At 71.1% G+C, this 14693-nt stretch carries 12 protein-coding genes and 3 tRNA genes; 8 read left to right on the top strand and 7 right to left on the bottom strand.

The window, feature by feature from the left end:
* Positions 1 to 9: 9 nt before the first annotated feature.
* From purL to purS, 3 genes are read right to left on the bottom strand one after another with little or no spacing between them, the layout of a single operon-like run.
* The gene (purL, locus tag EDD90_RS28995) at positions 10 to 2268 is read right to left on the bottom strand and encodes a phosphoribosylformylglycinamidine synthase subunit PurL (protein WP_123975894.1); all 2259 of its coding nucleotides are present in this window, start codon (positions 2266 to 2268) and stop codon (positions 10 to 12) included.
* Complete coding sequence (gene purQ / locus EDD90_RS28990) at positions 2265 to 2945, bottom strand: phosphoribosylformylglycinamidine synthase subunit PurQ (RefSeq protein ID WP_123975893.1); 681 nt, start codon at positions 2943 to 2945, stop codon at positions 2265 to 2267. Before purQ ends, purL begins: the two co-directional genes overlap by 4 nt.
* On the bottom strand, positions 2942 to 3205 hold the full coding sequence (gene purS, locus EDD90_RS28985; RefSeq protein WP_015659417.1) for a phosphoribosylformylglycinamidine synthase subunit PurS: 264 nt from the start codon (positions 3203 to 3205) through the stop codon (positions 2942 to 2944). The genes purQ and purS overlap by 4 nt, the downstream gene beginning before the upstream one ends.
* Before the next feature lie 361 nt (positions 3206 to 3566).
* On the opposite strand from purS, the gene EDD90_RS28980 reads away from it, so the two are divergent.
* The 8 genes from EDD90_RS28980 to EDD90_RS28945 all read left to right on the top strand — a co-directional run bounded on the left by EDD90_RS28980 (position 3567) and on the right by EDD90_RS28945 (position 8192).
* A complete protein-coding gene (locus tag EDD90_RS28980) occupies positions 3567 to 3884 on the top strand; it encodes an Lsr2 family protein (protein WP_123975892.1) in 318 nt (105 codons plus the stop codon).
* A gap of 149 nt (positions 3885 to 4033) precedes the next feature.
* Positions 4034 to 4105: transfer RNA gene (locus tag EDD90_RS28975), tRNA-Gly, on the top strand.
* An 80-nt stretch (positions 4106 to 4185) separates the two neighbouring features.
* Positions 4186 to 4261: transfer RNA gene (locus tag EDD90_RS28970), tRNA-Gly, on the top strand.
* Positions 4262 to 4389: 128 nt separating this feature from the next.
* Positions 4390 to 5328: an ABC transporter ATP-binding protein gene (locus EDD90_RS28965; protein ID WP_123975891.1), complete on the top strand. Its 939-nt coding sequence runs from the start codon at positions 4390 to 4392 to the stop codon at positions 5326 to 5328.
* 77 nt (positions 5329 to 5405) lie between these two features.
* Entirely contained in the window at positions 5406 to 6200 is a 795-nt protein-coding gene (locus tag EDD90_RS28960) for an ABC transporter permease (protein ID WP_260328143.1), read from the top strand.
* Positions 6201 to 6220: 20 nt separating this feature from the next.
* Positions 6221 to 7483, top strand: a complete 1263-nt coding sequence (locus tag EDD90_RS28955; protein WP_123975890.1) for a sensor histidine kinase — start codon at positions 6221 to 6223, stop codon at positions 7481 to 7483.
* Complete coding sequence (locus EDD90_RS28950; RefSeq protein ID WP_123975889.1) at positions 7480 to 8094, top strand: response regulator transcription factor; 615 nt, start codon at positions 7480 to 7482, stop codon at positions 8092 to 8094. The genes EDD90_RS28955 and EDD90_RS28950 overlap by 4 nt, the downstream gene beginning before the upstream one ends.
* Positions 8095 to 8116: 22 nt before the next feature.
* Positions 8117 to 8192: transfer RNA gene (locus EDD90_RS28945), tRNA-Gly, on the top strand.
* A 112-nt stretch (positions 8193 to 8304) separates the two neighbouring features.
* Here EDD90_RS28945 and EDD90_RS28940 read toward each other — a convergent pair.
* The 4 genes from EDD90_RS28940 to purD all read right to left on the bottom strand — a co-directional run bounded on the left by EDD90_RS28940 (position 8305) and on the right by purD (position 14670).
* Positions 8305 to 9204: a phosphoribosylaminoimidazolesuccinocarboxamide synthase gene (locus EDD90_RS28940; RefSeq protein WP_123975888.1), complete on the bottom strand. Its 900-nt coding sequence runs from the start codon at positions 9202 to 9204 to the stop codon at positions 8305 to 8307.
* A gap of 70 nt (positions 9205 to 9274) precedes the next feature.
* Positions 9275 to 10771, bottom strand: a complete 1497-nt coding sequence (locus EDD90_RS28935) for a N,N-dimethylformamidase beta subunit family domain-containing protein (RefSeq protein WP_123975887.1) — start codon at positions 10769 to 10771, stop codon at positions 9275 to 9277.
* Positions 10772 to 11021: 250 nt separating this feature from the next.
* The gene (locus tag EDD90_RS28930; RefSeq protein WP_260328142.1) at positions 11022 to 13130 is read right to left on the bottom strand and encodes a hypothetical protein; all 2109 of its coding nucleotides are present in this window, start codon (positions 13128 to 13130) and stop codon (positions 11022 to 11024) included.
* Positions 13131 to 13416: 286 nt separating this feature from the next.
* Positions 13417 to 14670 (bottom strand): phosphoribosylamine--glycine ligase, encoded by a 1254-nt coding sequence (purD, locus tag EDD90_RS28925; RefSeq protein ID WP_123975886.1) that lies wholly within the window; start codon positions 14668 to 14670, stop codon positions 13417 to 13419.
* Positions 14671 to 14693: the final 23 nt, after the last annotated feature.

Here is a 14693-nt window from a genome sequence, read left to right as displayed (position 1 = left end):
GGTCCGGTGCTACGCCAGCAGCGCCGGGATCGTCGCCTCGTGGGCCTCGCGGAGTTCCGCCAGGCTGAGGGCGAACTCGCCCTGGACGTCGATCGCGTCGCCGTCCACGACACCGATGCGGGTGACGGGCAGGCCCCGGGCGCCGCACATGTCGTTGAAGCGGACCTCCTCGGAGCGCGGGACGGCCACGATCGCGCGGCCGGCCGACTCGGAGAGGAGGAAGGTGAAGGCGTCCAGCCCGTCCGGTACGACCAGACGCGCGCCCTTGCCGCCGAGCAGCGCCGACTCCACGACCGCCTGGATCAGACCGCCGTCGGACAGGTCGTGCGCCGAGTCGATCATGCCGTCGCGGGAGGCGGAGATCAGGATCTCGGCCAGCAGCCGCTCGCGCTCCAGGTCCACCTTCGGGGGCAGGCCGCCGAGGTGGTCGTGGACGACCTGCGACCAGGCCGAGCCGCCGAACTCCTCACGGGTGTCGCCGAGGAGGTAGATCAGCTGACCGTCCTCCTGGAAGGCGACCGGCGTACGGCGCGCGACATCGTCGATCACACCGAGGACCGCGACCACCGGGGTCGGGTGGATCGCCACCTCGCCGGTCTGGTTGTAGAGCGAGACATTGCCGCCGGTCACCGGGGTGCCCAGCTGCAGGCAGCCGTCCGCCAGACCGCGCACGGCCTCGGCGAACTGCCACATCACCGCCGGGTCCTCCGGCGAACCGAAGTTCAGGCAGTCGGAGACGGCGAGCGGCTTGGCACCCGTCGTCGCCACGTTGCGGTAGGCCTCGGCCAGCGCCAGCTGCGCGCCCGTGTACGGGTCCAGCTTGGCGTAGCGGCCGTTGCCGTCCGTCGCGATGGCGACACCGAGGCCGGTCTCCTCGTCGACGCGGATCATGCCCGAGTCCTCGGGCTGCGCCAGCACCGTGTTGCCCTGCACGAAGTGGTCGTACTGCGACGTGATCCACTTCTTGGAGGCCTGGTTGGGGGAACCGACCAGCTTGAGGACCTGGTCCTTCAGCTCCGCACCGGTCGCCGGCCGCGGCAGCTTGTTCGCGTCGTCCGCCTGGAGCTCGTCCTGCCAGGACGGGCGGGCGTAGGGACGCTCGTAGACCGGGCCGTCGTGCGCGACCGTGCGCGGGTCGACGTCGACGATCTTCTCGCCGTGCCAGAAGATCTCCAGACGGTCGCCGTCGGTCACCTCGCCGATGACGGTGGCGATGACGTCCCACTTCTCGCAGATCTCCAGGAAGCGGGCGACCTTCGCCGGCTCGACCACCGCGCACATGCGTTCCTGCGACTCGCTCATGAGGATTTCCTCGGGCGAGAGCGTGGAGTCGCGGAGCGGGACGTCGTCCAGGGTGACCGTCATACCGCCGGAGCCGTTCGAGGCCAGCTCGGACGTGGCGCAGGACAGACCGGCCGCGCCGAGGTCCTGGATACCGACGACCAGCTTCTCGCTGAACGCCTCCAGGGTGCACTCGATGAGGAGCTTCTCCTGGAAGGGGTCGCCGACCTGGACCGCAGGGCGCTTCGACGGCTTGGCGTCGTCGAAGGTCTCGGAGGCGAGGATGGACGCGCCGCCGATGCCGTCGCCACCCGTACGAGCGCCGTACAGGATGACCTGGTTGCCCGCGCCGGAGGCCTTGGCGAGGTGGATGTCCTCGTGCCGCATCACGCCGATGGCACCGGCGTTGACCAGCGGGTTGCCCTGGTAGCAGGCGTCGAAGACCACCTCGCCGCCGATGTTCGGCAGGCCCAGGCAGTTGCCGTAGCCGCCGATGCCGGCGACGACACCCGGCAGGACGCGCTTGGTGTCGGGGTGGTCGGCCGCGCCGAAGCGCAGCGGGTCCACCACGGCCACCGGCCGCGCGCCCATCGCGATGATGTCGCGGACGATGCCGCCGACACCGGTCGCGGCGCCCTGATACGGCTCCACGTACGACGGATGATTGTGCGACTCGACCTTGAAGGTCACCGCGTAGCCCTGGCCGACGTCGACGACACCGGCGTTCTCGCCGATGCCGACGAGCATCGCGTCGCTCTGCGGGGCCTTCTCGCCGAACTGGCGGAGGTGGACCTTGGAGGACTTGTACGAGCAGTGCTCGGACCACATGACCGAGTACATGGCGAGCTCGGCGCCGGTCGGGCGGCGGCCGAGGATCTCCACCACGCGCTCGTACTCGTCCTTCTTCAGACCGAGTTCGGCCCAGGGCAGCTCGACGTCGGGGGTCGCGGCCGCGTGCTCGACCGTGTCCAGAGGCGTCCGGCTCATGCGCCCACCAGCTTCTTGAGGATCGAGGTGAAGAAGGGGAGGCCGTCGGTGCGGCCGGTGCCGATCAGCGGCTCCACGGCGTGCTCCGGGTGCGGCATGAGGCCCACGACGTTGCCTGCCTCGTTGGTGATGCCGGCGATGTCGCGGAGCGAGCCGTTCGGGTTGAAGTCCAGGTAGCGGAAGACCACCCGGCCCTCGGCCTCCAGCTTGTCGAGCGTGTACGAGTCGGCGACGTACCGGCCGTCCATGTTCTTCAGCGGGATGTGGATCTCCTGGCCCTCGCGGTAGTCGCCGGTCCAGGCCGTCCCCGCGTTCTCCACCCGCAGCTTCTGGTCGCGGCAGATGAAGTGGAGGTGGTCGTTGCCGAGCATCCCGCCGGGCAGCAGATGCGCCTCGGTGAGGACCTGGAAGCCGTTGCAGATACCGAGGACCGGAAGACCGGCCTTCGCCTGTTCGATGACCGTCTCCATCACGGGCGAGAAGCGGGAGATGGCGCCGGCCCGCAGATAGTCGCCATAGGAGAAACCGCCCGGAAGGACCACCGCGTCGACCTGGTGGAGGTCCTTGTCCTTGTGCCAGAGGGCGACCGGTTCGGCACCCGCGAGGCGGATCGCACGCTGGGTGTCCCGGTCGTCCAGACTTCCCGGGAAAGTGACGACGCCAATACGAGCGGTCACTTCGCGGCCTCCGCGACTTCCTCCACCTTGACGGTGAAGTCCTCGATCACGGTGTTGGCGAGGAAGGATTCCGCGAGATCGTGGATGCGGGCGAGCGCGGCCTCGTCGACCGGCCCGTCAACTTCAAGTTCGAATCGCTTTCCCTGACGTACGTCGGAGATGCCCTCGAAACCCAGGCGCGGCAGCGCACGCTGGACCGCCTGGCCCTGGGGGTCGAGGATCTCCGGCTTGAGCATGACGTCGACTACGACGCGTGCCACTGGCACTCCCGGTGTTGTGGTGCTGGCTGCTGTGCAGGTACCCGTCGGTGTCTCCGACCGGTGCCTTCAGACTACCCGCACAAAATTTCTACGCGGGTAGAGTTGTAGGAAACTACGTGAGCCGCATCACGATCGGGTGACGTAGACGGATCCTCACGAAAAGTTCTGGGAAAGTTCCCCGGGTTCGCCCGTGACATCTATTGCGCTGGTGACACGCGGACGGATTTAGTCGGGCTTCACTTTGTATTGCCAGGCACTGTACAAATGAATTGGCAATAGCCGATACTCGGCACGTCATCTCCGCCATCGCGGTCATCGCCGATGAGCTGTATAGACGTGCCACACGAAGGGACCGATATTCGTGGCGCAGAAGGTCGTGGTCACTCTCTTTGACGACATCGACGGCTCGGAAGCGGCGGAAACGATCGCCTTCGGACTCGACGGCAAGTCGTACGAGATCGACCTGAATCAAGCCAACGCCAAGAAACTGCGCAGGGCGCTGGAGCCGTACGTGGTGGCCGGCCGCAAGCGGTCGAGGTCGGGCAAGGCGTACAAGCAGACGGAGGTCGCCCCCGACCCGGCGGCCGTCCGCGCCTGGGCGCAGGCGAACAAGATGGACGTCCCGGCCCGCGGTCGTATCCCGAAGAAGGTGTACGAGGCGTTCAGCGCCGCGCAGTGACCGAGGCCGAGGCCGAGTGCTCCGGGTGCCCTCAGGAGCCGTCAGGACCCCCTGAGGGCAGCCGACTTGCGCTACCCCCCTGCTGATCAGCTAATGTCTGGAGCACGCCGAGGGGCGCAGGCCGAAAAGCCGAAACCCACGGAGTACATGCGGGTGTAGTTCAGTAGCAGAACATCCCCCTTCCAGGGGGAAGGCGCAGTGTGCAATTCCTGTCACCCGCTCTGCACCGCCGTCCTGAGCATGCTTGTGGATCAGGTAGGCTGGTGTTCGCACCGATCGGTGGGAGCCGGTCGGGAGCAGTGCGGACGTAGCTCAGTTGGTAGAGCGCAACCTTGCCAAGGTTGAGGTCGCGAGTTCGAGCCTCGTCGTCCGCTCCAGCTCACAGGAGAAACCCCAGTCAATGACTGGGGTTTTTTCGTGTGCCACGGCACGCTCTGACATTTGTCATGGCGAGCGATGACACCGCGCACTGCTCCGGAGGCCCGGCCGCGGAGACGCTGATCTCATGGAAGACAGCGAACACGAACACGTGATTGAGGTCACGGATCTCCGGCGTGTCTACGGGGGCGGGTTCGAGGCGGTCCGCGGAATCACCTTCTCCGTGGCCCGCGCGGAGATCTTCGCCCTGCTGGGCACCAACGGCGCCGGAAAGACGTCCACGGTCGAACTGCTGGAAGGGCTCGCACCGCCGAGCGGGGGCCGGGTGCGGGTGCTGGGACACGATCCGCACCGAGAGCGGGCCGCCGTACGGCCGCGCACCGGCGTGATGCTCCAGGAGGGCGGCTTCCCGTCCGAACTGACCGTCGGCGAGACCACCCGGATGTGGGCCGGCTGTACGACGGAAGCCCGGCCCGAGGCGGAGGCCCTGGGGCTGGTGGGGCTCGGCGGCAAGGCGGACGTACGGGTCAAGCAGCTCTCCGGCGGTGAACGGCGCCGCCTCGACCTGGCGCTCGCGCTCCTCGGGCGGCCCGAGGTGCTGTTCCTGGACGAGCCGACGACCGGGCTCGACGCCGAAGGCCGCCGGGCCACCTGGGAGTTGGTGCGCGCACTGCGCGACGCCGGGACGACCGTCCTCCTCACCACGCATTATCTGGAGGAGGCCGAGGACCTCGCCGACCGGCTGGCGATCCTGCACGAGGGCCATATCGCGGCGACCGGAACACCGGCCGAGGTGACCGCCGCCCAGCCCTCGCGGATCTCCTTCCGGCTGCCCCGCGGCTACTTCCTCGGCGACCTGCCACCGCTGGGCCGACTGGGGGTGTGCGGACACGAGACGGACGGGGACGTCATACGCCTGCGGACGCGGGAGTTGCAGCGCACAACCACCGCACTGCTGGTCTGGGCCGATGCGGCCCGGGTGGAGCTGCACGGCCTCGACGTGCGGTCGGCCTCGCTGGAAGAGGCGTTTCTGGGAATCGCACGGAAGCAGGAGGTGGCTCGGTGAACGGGCCGATGGATCACATCGAGGCCGGGGTCGGGGCCGGCGCTGGGACCGGTAGCAGTCTCGGGAGGCGTCTGTTCGTGGGAGGGCGCGGCGGGGGTGCGCGAGTCCTCGTTCCTTCGCGGCGGCGGCTGCGGGCGCTGGCGCGGGCGGAGCTCATGCTGCTGGGCCGTAATCGCGGCGCCGTGCTCACCGCGCTGCTCGTGCCGCTCGCGCTGCCGTTCACCGTGCGGCCCGCGATCGACCAGATCGACCTCAAGGGGATGGGGCTGAGCGTCGGCCCGCTGATGCTGACCGCCGCGATCGGCTACTCCTTCCTCTTCGCCGTGTACACGTCCCTGGTGAGCGCCTATGTGGCCCGCCGGGAGGAACTCGTCCTCAAACGGCTGCGCACCGGCGAACCGGAGGACGTGGAGATCCTGACCGGCACCGCGCTGCCCGCCGTCTGTCTCGGCCTGGCGCAGGCGCTGCTGCTGGCCGTCGGCTGCGCGGTACTGCTCGACGCGGGCGCGCCCAAGGCCCCGTACCTCACCGTGCTCGGGCTCCTGCTCGGTCTGGTGCTCAGCGCCGCGCTCGCCGCATTCACCTCGGCCTTCACCCGGACCGCCGAGAGCGCCCAGGTCACCGCGCTGCCGCTGGTCTTCGTCTCCATGGTGGGCTCCGGCATCGCCGTCCCCACGGACGTCCTGCCCCACCGGGCCGCCGCGGTCTGCGAACTCCTCCCGCTCTCCCCGGCGATCCGGCTGGTCCGCGCGGGCTGGACCGGCGAGCTGAGCGCGTACCAGGCACTGGTCGCGGTGGCCACCGCGCTGGCCTGGACCGTGGTCGCGGTGTTTGCTGTACGGCGGTGGTTCCGCTGGGAACCCCGGCGCTGAGGACGAGGGGCGGGACCGGGATGAGCGGGGCAGCCGGCTGGTGGCGGGGGAAGACCACGCCCGCCAAGGTCGAGACGTACACACGGTGGTCGTTCCACTTCTTCGCGGTGATCGAGATCGCGGCGATCGGGCTGCCGGTGTTCGCACAGGCCGGGCCGGGGGTCGCGGGCTGGCTGATGGCGATGGTCGTCGTCCACGCGCTGCTCTGCGGGCTGACGGCCTCCCGGGCACTGGACTGGACGCGGGGCCGGCGGGCACAACCGGTGCGGCTGCTGTGGGTGCTGGGCGCGGCGACCTGCGTCTTCGCCGTCGTGGCTCTGGTCCTGCGCAAGCACGGCAGCGCGGGCGACGACACGGAGAACGCGACGGGGACCGTCTTCGCCATGATGTTGGCCTTCGGGGCCGGCACCATGGCGCTCGGCGTACGCAACCGGCGGCGCGTGGTGGCGCAGACCACGGGCTTCGCGTGCGGGGCGGCCGTGATGTCCTTGCCGCTGGGCGTTCCTGGGCCTGAAGCAGTGGTCACGGCGTTTGTGGTGTTCTTCTCCGGCAGCTTCCTCGCCGCCACCTCGGTCTTCTCCGTCTGGCTGCTGAACGCCGTCTACGAACTCGACGAGGCCCGTGAGACCCGCGCCCGGCTCGCCGTCGCGGAGGAACGGCTGCGGTTCGGGCGCGATCTGCACGACGTGCTCGGCCGGAACCTCGCCGTCATCGCCCTCAAGAGCGAACTGGCGGTCCAGCTGGCCCGGCGCGAACGGCCCGAGGCCGTCGAGCAGATGATCGAGGTGCAGCGGATCGCACAGGAGTCGCAACGGGAGGTCCGGGATGTCGTACGGGGGTACCGGGACGCCGACCTGGGGGCCGAACTCATCGGTGCGAAGGGAGTGTTGGCGGCGGCGGGGATCTCCTGCGAGGTGACGGGCGACGCCGACGGGCTGCCCGCCGAGGTGCAGTCGGCGCTCGGGTGGGTGGTGCGCGAGGCGGCCACGAACGTACTGCGGCACGGGGACGCGGGGCGGTGTGCGGTGGGGCTGCGGGTGCGGGAGGGGTGCGTGGTGCTGACGGTGGAGAACGACGGGGCTGTTGCGTCCGGGAGTGGCGGGGGCGGTGGGTCCGGGCTCGCCGGACTGCGCGAGCGGCTGGCAGGGGTGGACGGGACGCTGGAGGCCGGGCCGGTGGGGACGGACGGGTTCCGGGTGGTGGCCTCGGTGCCGCTGTCCGCCGGTACGGCGGCAGATACCAGCACGACGGCTGATACGAATGTGAGTGGAGTCACTTCATGACGTCTCCGGTACGGCTGTTGCTCGCCGACGACGAGCATCTGATCCGGGGTGCGCTGGCGGCGCTGCTCGGCCTGGAGGACGATCTGGTCGTCGTCGCGGAGGCGGCGAGCGGGCCGGAGGCGCTGGCCATGGCACAGGCCCATCACCCCGATGTCGCAGTACTGGATCTTCAGATGCCGGGGGCCGACGGTGTGAAGGTCGCCACATCGCTGCGGGCCGAACTGCCCTCCTGCCGGGTCCTGATCGTGACCGGTCACGGGCGGCCAGGGCATCTGAAGCGGGCGCTCGCGGCAGGTGTGCGGGGGTTCGTCCCGAAGACGGTCAGTGCGCAGCGGCTCGCCGAGATCATCCGGACCGTGCACGCCGGAAACCGCTACATCGACCCGGAGTTGGCCGCCGACGCGATCTCCGCCGGGGACTCGCCGCTGACCGCGCGGGAGGCCGAGGTGCTGGAGCTGGCGGCCGACGGCGCGCCGGTCGCGGAGATCGCCGAGCGGGCCGCACTGTCGCCGGGGACCGTGCGGAACTACCTCTCCTCGGCCGTCACCAAGCTCGGTGCGGAGAACCGGCATACGGCAGTGCGTCTCGCACGGGAGCGAGGTTGGGTATAGTTGCTCTCGCGCCACGGCGCATGCGGACGTAGCTCAGTTGGTAGAGCGCAACCTTGCCAAGGTTGAGGTCGCGAGTTCGAGCCTCGTCGTCCGCTCCAGAACGAAGGCCCCCGGTTCTCCGGGGGCCTTCGGCGTTTCCGGGCTCCACGATCCTCCGGAGGGCTCCGGAGGATCGTGGAGCCCGGGCCCGGGGGCCCGGGATGACCTCCGCTACGACCAGGTGCTGCCCGTCAGGTGCTCGTACGCCTCGATGTACTTCGCCCGGGTCGCCTCGACCACCGGCTCCGGCAGCGGCGGCGGGGGCTGCTCGCTCTTCCGGTCCCAGCCGGACTCGGCCGAGGTCAGCCAGTCGCGGACGTACTGCTTGTCGAACGACGGCTGGGCGCGGCCCGGCTGCCACTCGTCGGCCGGCCAGAACCGGGAGGAGTCCGGGGTGAGGACCTCGTCGGCGAGGACGAGGGTGTCGTTCTCGAAGCCGAACTCGAACTTCGTGTCCGCCAGGATGATCCCCCGGTCCCGGGCGATGTCCCGCGCCCGGCCGTACACCGCGAGGGTGGCCTGGCGCAGCTGGGCGGCCGTCTCGGCGCCGACCTGGCGGGCGACCTCCTCGTAGGACACGTTCTCGTCGTGCTCGCCGACCTCGGCCTTGGTGGCCGGGGTGAAGATCGGGGCGGGCAGCTCGGAGCCGTCGACCAGGCCCTCGGGGAGGGCGAGCCCACAGACCGTACGGGACTCCTGGTACTCGACGAGGCCCGAGCCGGTGAGGTAGCCGCGGGCCACGCACTCCACCGGGAGCATCTTCAGGGACTTGCAGATCAGGGTGCGGCCCGCCCAGTCGGCGGGGGCGCCCTCGGGCAGCTCGGTGCTGATGACGTGGTTGGGGACCAGGTCGGCGAGCTTGTCGAACCACCACAGGGAGAGCTGGGTGAGCACCCGGCCCTTGTCGGGGATCTCGGTCGGCAGCACCCAGTCGTACGCGGACATGCGGTCGCTGGCGACCATCACGAGGTCCCCGGCCGCGTTCTGGTACAGCTCGCGCACCTTGCCGGTGTGCAGATGCACCAGACCCGGGACCTCCACGGGCTCGGGCTTTTCGACGAATCCGGACACGGTTCCTCCCCGTGGTTCTGTACAGGTGCCCTCGATTCTCCCGTATGCCGGGTTGCGCACGGACAGCGGGTCAGTCGTGTTTGCAGATGCGGTCCAGGAGGTTGGCGGTGGCGCGCTGGACGCGGGAGTCGATATGGCCGGGGCGGTCCAGGGCCGGGGACCAGGCGAAGGTCCCGGAGGCGAAGACCAGGGCGCCGGAGGGGGCGCGGTAGAGGGAGGTCTCCTGGTGGCGCAGGACGCCGTCGTTGTCGGTGTAGGGGGAGTGAGCGAGCAGGATGCGGTCCTCGTGCTCGGGGAGCGCGGTGCGCGGGAAGTAGCGGTCGGCCTCGCCGGCCACCAGGCCCGGCAGCTCGTCGCCCTCGTGGGCCCCCGTGGCGTCCCAGAGCCAGTGCCCCGCGTTGCGCACGATCAGCGGGGACGGCTCGGGCACCCGGCCCGCGTACTGGATGCCGACCGTCTGCTGTTCGGGCCGGTCGATCTCGCGCCAGAGCACGGGCTTTCCCGGGCCCCTGCGTTTTCGGCAGGTCAGCAGCCGGTCCGGGACCCCGGACGGCGAGGGCCCCAACTCCACCTGCCAGTACATGGTGTTGGCGGAGAGGAAGACCAGGCTCGTGCCGCTGTCCCGGGCCAGCTCGACGGTCCGGCGCATCTGCGGGGACCAGTACTCGTCGTGGCCCGGGAAGACCAGACCCCGGTAGCGGGTGGGGTCGACACGGCCGGCGTGCAGGTCGCGGGCGTCGGCGTAGGCCAGGTCGTAGCCGTAGCGCTCGGCCCAGCGGATGAAGTCGTAGGCGTGGCCGACGTGCAGGGGCAGGCCGGCGCCCGCGTACGGCCGGTCGAAGGAGACGGTGGTGGCCGCGTCCGACTCGCCGAGCAGCCGGCCCCGCTCGTCCCAGGCGTGGTAGAGACTGGCGCCGGTGCGGCCGTCCTCGGGGTAGAGGTTGTAGGCCTGCCAGGTGATGTCCGGCAGGAGGAGCAGCAGGTCGGCGGGGTGGTTGTCGCGGATCGTGAAGGGCACGTGGGAGCGGTAGCCGTCCGCCGTGGTGAGCACGGCGACATACGCTCCGATGCTCCAGTACGACGGGACCTGCAGCCGCCAGGACAGCCACCAGTGGTGGCAGGAGACCGTGCGGTCGGCGGCCAGCGGCGGGGGCTGGACGATGCCGGACAGCCGGGGACTGGTGCTGATCTTGGCGGCGCCGTCGCCGCCGTAGTGGCCGATGCGGTAGATGTCGACGCTGAACTCCTGCGGCGGGTCGACCGTGATGTGGAAGTCGACGGCGTCGCCGGGCGCGACCGCGCCGGTCGAGGTGAATCCTTTGATCTGCCGGTGCACGTCGTCCGCCGAGCGGGGGCCGCCGACGGCGCTGCGGGGCGCCGGGATCCGCGGGTTCTCGCCCGTCGGCTGCGGCCTGCTCGGGTCCACGTACCAGGGGACGACATGACCGGTGTCGTCGAAATAGGTCTCGCTGCCGCGCAGCCAGGGGACAGGCCCCAGGCCGAAGGGGTCCGTGACGGCGTGCGCGAGTGCTCCCGACTCCCAGCGGCGGATGTGGTCCGATGCCATGGTGGCTCCCCTCCCTCGTGCCCCGTGAGGTGTGCTGATACGAGTCGATGGGCGTTCGGTTGATACGGCTGTCCGTGGGTGCGCGAGCCCGCTCCGTGCCCTGACTGTGGCGCTTGTCGTATGTCGGATGCGCTTGCCACACCTACGAACGGTCCCAGCACATCACATAACGCACGCGTCCGGTCACGGTTCGTTGCGAATTTGCCTTAAGTGGAACACTTTGCTCCGCTAAAGCGTCGAAACGCCGAGGTCAGACCAGCCGTACCGGCTTCTCGGGGCGTATGCCGGACTCGACCAGCCAGGCCCGCAGCGGGGCCGGGTCTCCCTCCTCGATGAGGCTGAGGACTCTGGGCGTCAGGTCGGCGGTCCGCTCGCCGTCGACCAGCAGGGACGGGCCGTCGAGCCAGTCCAGGCCGGGGGCGGCACCGGCGGTGTCCACGGCCGCGCAGCACACCATCGCCTTGACGTGGTCGGCGAGGAGCTCACGGGCGGTGCGCGGGGGCTGGAGCGGGAAAAGAGGCAGCGAGCCGTCGTCCCAGAGGGCGCTGTCGGGGCCCTGTCCCGCGGGGGCGGGCGAGCCGGGGAGGGGGCCGCCGGTGGCGGCTGTCGCGGCTATGGCGGCTTCCTCGCGGGCGATGGCGGCGGTGAGGCAGGCCGCGAGGGCGGCGCTGCGCTCGGTGCCGGTCGCCTCCTCCGTCTCCTCGTCGTACACGGCGCTCCGCCGGGTGTCGTAGACGCCGGGGGCGTCGTCGTATCCGTGCCCGGACTCGGCGTGCCCGGCCGGGTGGGCGTCGGGGTCCTTGTCGTGCCCGGACTCGGCGTGCCCGGCCGGGTGGGCGTTGGTGTCCTCGGCGTGCCCGGCTGTCGTGTGCCCGGCCTCGTCGTGCTCGGTCGTGTCGTGCTCGGTCGTGTCGTGCTCGGTCGTGTCGTGCTCGGTCGTGTCGTGCTCGGTCGTGTAGGCGTCGGCGTCCTCGGCACACCCGGTTCCCTCACGCGCGTGCCCGGCTCCCGCATGTCCGATCCCCTCGTGCCCGGTCCCGTCGTAGGGGTGGTCCCTGCGGGTGGTCTTGGCCGTCGGGTCGGTCAGGTGGTCCAGGACGCGGGCCAGGGTGGGGCCGCCCGGGTCGGGGGCGAAGGGGTCGAGGGTGGCGCGGACGCCGAGGGAGTCCAGGACGCGGTGCAGACGGGCCGCGTCGGTGCGCCAGGTGCGGTCGACGACCTCGTCCGGATACTCCTGCCAGTCCACCGGCAACCAGTCCGGTCCCGGCTCTGCGGGGCCCCCGTGGAAGAGACGGGCGGCGAGCAGCGAGGCGGCCTCGTCCACCAGCCCCGGCTCCTCCAGGAGGTCGCAGGCGGGCCGCTCGCCCAGCCGGGAGGCGAAGCCCTCGGCGAGCCGGTCGCGCCGGGACAGCTCGGTGAGCGCCGCGACGACGCCCGCGTCCAGCCGGGACGGCCAGCGGCCCATCCGCCAGGCGGGCACCGCGACCCGGGTCAGCAGGCGGTCCCAGCCCGCGTACGCCAGGCCGACCTGTTCCTGCGCGACGATCCGCAGCCCGTAGTCCACAGCCTGTGCACGCTCGGCGGCCGCGGCGGCGACCCCGCGCTCCATCAGGGCCGCGTGCTCCCGGCAGCCGCGCAGCAGCAGCCGGGCCACCCAGCCGAGGCCCGCGCACACCAGGCGGGTCCCCGGACAGCGGGCGGGCACCGCGGCGACGGCCACCGCGGCGTCGAGGCCGCGGACGAAACGGCGGGCGGCCGCTATGTCCGGGTGCGCCGAGGGTCCCGTACCGGCGACGACCGGGGCGAGGACCGCACGGAGCTCACCGACGCGCATCCACCACAGGAAGGGGGAGCCGATGACGAGGACGGGCGCGGCCGGGGCACGCCGGTGGGGATGCGGGCCGGCGAGCTCGTCGTGGCCCTTGGGCGCGGGCGGGCCGTGGGCCGGGTGGGTGCGGTCCTCCAGCCAGCTGTCGCAGTCCGGCGTGAGCGCTATGGCGGAGGGCGCCGGCACATCGAGGCGGTCGGCGAGGTCGCGCACCATCCGGTACAGGTCGGGGGCGGACTCCTCCGGAATCGGGACCGTCGGACTGACGGCCGGCCGGGCGCGGGCCACCACCACGGCGATACCGGCGGCGGCCAGCAGCACGATCACGGCGAGGACGCCGACCGTCCAGCGGGCCGTGTCCCAGCCACGGCCGACGAAGTGACCGGTGGAGCCGCCGGTCAGCAGGATCACCAGGGCCGCCGCGGGCAGCAGCGCCACGGCCAGGGCCCGGCCGCGGATGCGCAGTACGGCGAGAGCCCGGGTCCGCGCTGCCTGCGCTCCCGCCTCCGCACCGATACCGGTACTGGTCACGTCCGGACGTCACCCCCTCCCTGCTGTCCTGGCGCTGTCCTGGCTGTTGCTCACTCCCCCACTGTGGCACCCACAACTGACATCGCAATGCCGGTGGGCCAAGTGCCGGAACGCTTGCGCCGCACCCTAGTTGGGGCCCCGGCCCCCGTCAGCCGGATGGGGCATCGGTCACTCGATGGAATGGCCTTGGTCAGAGGTGATCGACAGACAGCAATGATCAGGCCCCGGATTTCGGGTCCGGGGCCTGATCAGGAAGAAAGGCTGATGAAAAGGTTTCTGTCGGCGCTCAGGCCTCGGCCGCCGCCTTCGCGGCGATGTCCGTACGGTGCTGGGAGCCGTCCAGACCGATCCGCCGCACGGCCGTGTACGCCCGCTCACGGGCCTGGGTCAGATCCTTGCCGGTCGCCGTGACGGAAAGAACACGGCCACCGGCGCTGACGACCGCGTCCCCGGCCCGCTTCGTCCCCGCGTGCAGGACGTAGGCGTGCGGGGCGTCCTCGGCGGCCACCGCGTCGAGGCCGGTGATGGGGTCGCCGGTGCGCGGGGTGTCGGGGTAGTTGTGGGAGGCGACGACCACGGTGACCGCGGCGTCGTCGCGCCAGCGCAGCGGGGGCAGGTTGTCGAGTGTGCCGTTCGCGGCGGCGAGCAGGACACCGGCCAGCGGGGTCTTCAGACGGGCCAGGACGACCTGGGTCTCGGGGTCGCCGAAACGGGCGTTGAACTCGATGACCCGGACGCCGCGCGAGGTGATCGCGAGGCCGGCGTAGAGGAGACCGGAGAACGGGGTGCCGCGGCGCCGCATCTCGTCGACGGTCGGCTGGAGAACGGTCTCCAGGACCTCGTCGACGAGCTTGGGGTCGGCCCAGGGCAGCGGGGAGTACGCCCCCATGCCGCCGGTGTTCGGCCCCCCGTCGCCGTCCAGGGCGCGCTTGAAGTCCTGGGCGGGCTGGAGCGGGAGGACCGTCTCGCCGTCGGTGATCGCGAAGAGGGAGACCTCGGGGCCGTCGAGGAACTCCTCGATGACGACGCGCTCGCAACCGGCGGCGTGCGCCTTGGCGGCGTCGAGGTCGTCGGTGACGACGACACCCTTGCCGGCGGCGAGCCCGTCGTCCTTGACGACGTACGGCGCCCCGAAGGCGTCGAGAGCCTCGGCGACCTCCTCGGCGTTTGTGCAAACGTACGAGCGGGCGGTGGGCACTCCGGCCCCCGCCATCACATCCTTGGCGAACGCCTTGGACCCTTCGATCTGCGCGGCCTCCCCGGAGGGGCCGAAGACCGGGATGCCGGCGGCGCGCACGGCGTCGGAGACCCCGGCGACGAGCGGGGCCTCCGGGCCGACGACGACGAGGTCGGCGCCGAGTTCCACGGCGAGCGAGGCCACGGCCCGCCCGTCCAGGGCATCGACCTGGTGCAGCTCGGCCACCTCGGCGATGCCGGCGTTGCCGGGGGCGCAGTACAGCGCGGTGACGTCGGAATCGAGGGACAGAGAGCGGCACAGGGCGTGTTCGCGGGCGCCGCTGCCGATGACGAGGACCTTCACGGGGGCCAGCGTAGCCGGGTGGG

It is taken from the genome of Streptomyces sp. Ag109_O5-1 (assembly GCF_003814875.1).
Lineage (GTDB): Bacteria > Actinomycetota > Actinomycetes > Streptomycetales > Streptomycetaceae > Streptomyces > Streptomyces sasae.
This window is presented reverse-complemented; position numbering and strand designations above follow the sequence as displayed.